Origin of the sequence: uncultured Arcanobacterium sp., from assembly GCF_947253055.1 — a bacterium.
Taxonomy (GTDB): Bacteria; Actinomycetota; Actinomycetes; order Actinomycetales; family Actinomycetaceae; genus Arcanobacterium_A.
The window spans coordinates 1-4,180 of the sequence record NZ_CAMXYE010000095.1 but is presented as its reverse complement, the minus strand read 5'-3'; the positions used below and the strand labels follow the sequence as shown (position 1 = coordinate 4,180).

Here is a 4,180-nt window from a genome sequence, read left to right as displayed (position 1 = left end):
GTGCGCGGAGGGGGACTTGAACCCCCACCCTCTAATACGAGGACTAGCACCTCAAGCTAGCGCGTCTGCCTATTCCGCCACCCGCGCAGGTGTACTTAAGCGACGGATAATAATTTATCATTACTTGCGGATACGCGCAATTTTGCAGTCACGCGCGGCTGTGATTTAAGGCAAATTTGGCTGTGTTTTCTCTCTGTGCGCCACGAGAGCTATGATAGAAGAGAACTAAGTATTGAAGAATATCTGTGCAGGATGAAGTGACTATGCGAAAATCAGATAAAGACCCACGGCAGCCGGAAGAATTAGTACGGGAATTTCATGAAGTGTATGGGTTGCCAATTGTGCACGATAAGCCAAATGTGGATCGGGAACGGATACATATGCGGATGCGGCTTATTGCAGAAGAATTTTCTGAATTGGTAGGGGCAGTGTATGGGAAAGTTGCTCGGCAGACTGTAGAAGCTGCTTTCCGCAAAGCAGTAGAAGAAGATGATGGTACCCGCGATACTATCGAAACTGCCGATGCGTTGGGCGATTTGACGTATGTGGTATACGGTATGGCTTTAGAAACCGGTATCCCGATGGTAGAAGTATTAGAGGAGATTCAGAATTCTAATCTTTCGAAACTGGGCGCGGATGGAAAGCCGATTTATCGAGAAGATGGAAAGGTACTAAAAGGGCCCGGCTTCTTTTCTCCTGATATTGCGCGAGTGCTGGGCTTGTAGTTATTGCCAGTGCGCGCAGTGGCTTAGTGCGCTCAGTGCGCTTTACCGGCGTCGGCTCGTGTCCAGATAGATTCGGCAATCTCGCCCGGGAGATAAGTATTGCCTTCCGATACGAAAGCCGATTCACCGCCGCCTACTTCGTAATCCTTTAATAGCCCGAATGCCCACTTACTGAGCAGCAAAATAGCTATTAAATTGATAATAGACATGAAGAACATCGAAGTGTCGGCGAGCGTCCACACAAAGCTCAACTTCGTCACCGCTCCGATATAAGCAGCTGCTACAACTGTGAGACGTAGTAGCAAAGTAGCTTTCTGAGAGCGGGGGAAGAGGTAGTTCATATTTACTTCTGCATATACATAGTTTCCAATCAGAGTGGAGAAGCAGAAGAAGAAAATAAGTACCGTCATTACCGGTTCGACCCAGGAGCCGAGGGTGCTAGACATAGATTTAATGGTGAGGGCAGCTCCTTCGAGCTTAGATTCCTGCCCGGGGGTGTAGAGCCCGGAAACCAAAATTATGAAAGCCGTAGCTGAGCAAACCAGCATGGTATCTACAAATACGCCCATCGATTGGAGCAGACCTTGCCGGGCCGGGTGAATAGTGGTGGCGGTCGAAGCAGCGTTCGGGGCGGAACCCATACCAGCCTCATTTGAATAAAGACCGCGTTTCGTGCCATTGAGCAGGGCCGCTAAGAAACCGCCGGCGGTGCCAGCGGCAGCGGTGTCGAGTCCAAAGGCAGAGGCAAAGATGGAAGAAAATACCGGAATTATTTGATCGAAATGTATAAAGATAATTACTAGTGCTAAGAAGCAGTAAACGAGCGCCATAAGCGGTGCCATTAGCTCAGTTACCTTAGCTACAGATTTAATTCCCCCGAGAATTACTACCGCGGTGATGATTGCCATGGCGATACCGGTGTAAATGGGGTTTACGCCGTAGGTGGATTTCAAGGTGTCGGCAAAAGTATTAGATTGTACGAACTCAAAAGCAATTCCGTAGGTGAAAAGTAGGGAGACGGCGAAAGCGGCACCCCATTTCCACGATTTTAAGCCTTTCCAAATATAGTAAGCGGGACCGCCCCGGAAAGTACCGTCGTACCAGGGTACTTTGAAAAGCTGCGCTAAGGCGGCTTCTACGAAGGCGGTGGCCATGCCGATAAGAGCTACTAGCCACATCCAGAATACGGCGCCTGGCCCACCCAAGATGATTGCTATTGCTACTCCTGCTATATTGCCAGTACCTACGCGGGCTGCTAAGCCCATGGCGAAGGCTTGGAAAGAAGAAATCTGGCCTTTTTCAGCATCGCGGGAACCCGATATTACTTTTAGCATTTTTCCGAAAAGCCGCACTTGGAGGGCGCGGGAACGGAAAGTAAAATACAGACCGGTGCCTACTAGTACGGGAATCAATATCCATTGATAGATGTAGTCGTTAAAAATGCCTAAAAAATTTGTAATAGCGTCCATAAGCTGTAACTCTTGAGTAGGTAATAAGTTTCTCTAACACTTTAATAGGGAAAATCTACTTTGAGCAATCTATTTAATGAAATCTGCGCAATACTATTTAATGAAATTGCGAAAATTTTAGATAGGGAGAATTAATTTTATGACGGAAATAGGAAATGAAAACGGCGCGCCGGGGAAGATAATACGGGTGAGTGGTGGAATTTTTTTCCAAGATGGGAAAATACTTGCTGCTCAGCGTGCTGATGGGCGCCCTTTGGCAGGATATTGGGAATTTCCCGGGGGAAAAATCGAAGCTGGAGAAAGTGGAGAAGAAGCTCTGTATCGGGAACTTAAAGAAGAATTACAGATTGAAGCGGAGATAGGAAAATTTTTTGCGCGCGCTACTTGTAACTATTCTTTCGGCACTGTAGTTTTAGACACATATTTTTGTACTTGGCGCAGCGGTGACTGGAAATTACAGGTGCATAAGGAGATACGTTGGCTTCCAATTTCCGAGTTATCGACGCTGCAATGGGCTCCTACCGATGTACCTATTATTGAAAAATTGACGCAGGAAGATTTTTCTGCGGGCATTTATTAAAAAATTTTGCCTTTTGCTAGGCTGTGATGGTTGATACGTGTGGATAATACTCTGCTGTGGGAGCTGGGTTTAGTATGGATGAATTCATCTATGAATAGAGATTAAGAGGGCTATGCAAAAAATTACGAACCTACTGCCGGGCTTGGCAATGGTAGCTATCCTTGCCGTGATAGCTTATTTTGCTAATCACTTCCTACCAGTGCTTTCTACGCTTTTAGTGGCTATTTTGCTCGGTATTCTGCTACGCAACGTAGGTTTAATACCGGCGCAGGCAGAAGCAGGAATTGCTTTTGCTTCTCGCACTGTACTGCGAGCCGGAGTGGTGCTACTCGGTTTTGAGCTCTCGATTCCGGTAATTGCTTCGCTAGGTTGGGGAGTAATTGCCACTATTTTGCTTACAGTTAGCTGCACTTTTCTCATCACCCTACTTTTAGGGCGATTTATGCGCCTCTCTTTGACCGACACTATTCTCACTGCGACCGGTACTTCCATTTGCGGGGCAGCAGCTGTGGCAGCAATGACTGCGGTGACTAGCCAGTATGACGAGGACGATGCCGATGCAGCAGCAACGGCCATAGCCGGCGTGACTATCTACGGCACGCTCGCGATGTTTCTCTTGCCAATTCTGGTGCCAATTCTCGGATTGAATGATTTAAGTGCCGGCACTTGGATAGGGGCAGGAGTCCATGAAGTAGGGCAGGTAGTGGCTGCGGGAGGATTGATCAATACCGCAGTTTTAGATACCGCTGTGGTCACGAAACTAGGGCGAGTGCTCATGCTCGCTCCCTTAGTAGTAATAGTGGGCATAGCTTTGGCGCGGCACGAGCGAAAAGAGGGGAGCAGCTTGGTACGCACGCAAAATAAAAAATCTGCCAATCCGCCTATCGTGCCACTTTTCGTAGCTGGATTCGTGGCGATGGTGGTCTTGCGTTCAGTTTCCGGATTGCCCGCTACGCACTTTCTTCCAGAGCTAATTACCCAAATCGCTACTTTGCTCTTAACTGCGGCGATGGGTGCGATGGGAGCGGGGGTACACTTACGCAAAGTACTCACCACTGGCCGGAAACCTATGTTACTAGCGGCGGCAGCTGGGATAACTGCTGCTAGCGTCTCTTTGGTAGGCACGCTGCTTTTTCTCTGAAGGTTTCCACAACGATGAAAATAAATCACTCGCAAACTAGGTATTTTTTAAGCTGGTAATATGCTTTTCTCTTTTGCGCGCTGGTTCGGTTTTCGCTTTCGAAATGAAGCTTTTATGCCCCTTCAGCTGGGAGTATGGGTTCTGTCAATAATTTTTTTGCTAAGCACCTTTTGCATATTTAGCCCAGAGAAAGCGGTAGCTGCAGAGGATACACCTACTGCTCAAGCAGAACGAGTGGCTGCTGCGCAGAATTTTTTACGCACCC

Annotated in this window: 3 protein-coding genes, 1 tRNA gene and 1 pseudogene; 3 read left to right on the top strand and 2 right to left on the bottom strand. The window is 47.9% G+C overall.

What is annotated here, in order from left to right; translation table 11 throughout:
• Position 1: 1 nt before the first annotated feature.
• Positions 2–87, bottom strand: a tRNA-Leu gene (locus Q0X35_RS06095).
• 206 nt (positions 88–293) lie between these two features.
• Here Q0X35_RS06095 and Q0X35_RS06090 point away from each other — a divergent pair.
• A pseudogene (locus Q0X35_RS06090) lies at positions 294–725 on the top strand (nucleoside triphosphate pyrophosphohydrolase family protein); the annotation flags it as partial.
• Between the two features lie 32 nt (positions 726–757).
• Here Q0X35_RS06090 and Q0X35_RS06085 read toward each other — a convergent pair.
• The gene (locus Q0X35_RS06085) at positions 758–2,194 is read right to left on the bottom strand and encodes a sodium:alanine symporter family protein (RefSeq protein WP_297566560.1); all 1,437 of its coding nucleotides are present in this window, start codon (positions 2,192–2,194) and stop codon (positions 758–760) included.
• A gap of 139 nt (positions 2,195–2,333) precedes the next feature.
• Between Q0X35_RS06085 and Q0X35_RS06080 the strand changes: the two genes are divergently transcribed.
• Both Q0X35_RS06080 and Q0X35_RS06075 read left to right on the top strand, forming a co-directional pair.
• A complete protein-coding gene (locus Q0X35_RS06080) occupies positions 2,334–2,774 on the top strand; it encodes a (deoxy)nucleoside triphosphate pyrophosphohydrolase (RefSeq protein ID WP_297566558.1) in 441 nt (146 codons plus the stop codon).
• Positions 2,775–2,886: 112 nt separating this feature from the next.
• Entirely contained in the window at positions 2,887–3,915 is a 1,029-nt protein-coding gene (locus Q0X35_RS06075) for a YeiH family protein (RefSeq protein ID WP_297566556.1), read from the top strand.
• The last annotated feature ends 265 nt before the right edge of the window (positions 3,916–4,180 follow it).

Bases quoted from the DNA above. Each gene is read 5' to 3' on its own strand.
- Q0X35_RS06085 (WP_297566560.1), bottom strand. From the start codon at position 2,194: ATGGACGCTATTACAAATTTTTTAGGCATTTTTAACGACTACATCTAT.
- Q0X35_RS06075 (WP_297566556.1), top strand. From the start codon at position 2,887: ATGCAAAAAATTACGAACCTACTGCCGGGCTTGGCAATGGTAGCTATC.
- Q0X35_RS06080 (WP_297566558.1), top strand. From the start codon at position 2,334: ATGACGGAAATAGGAAATGAAAACGGCGCGCCGGGGAAGATAATACGG.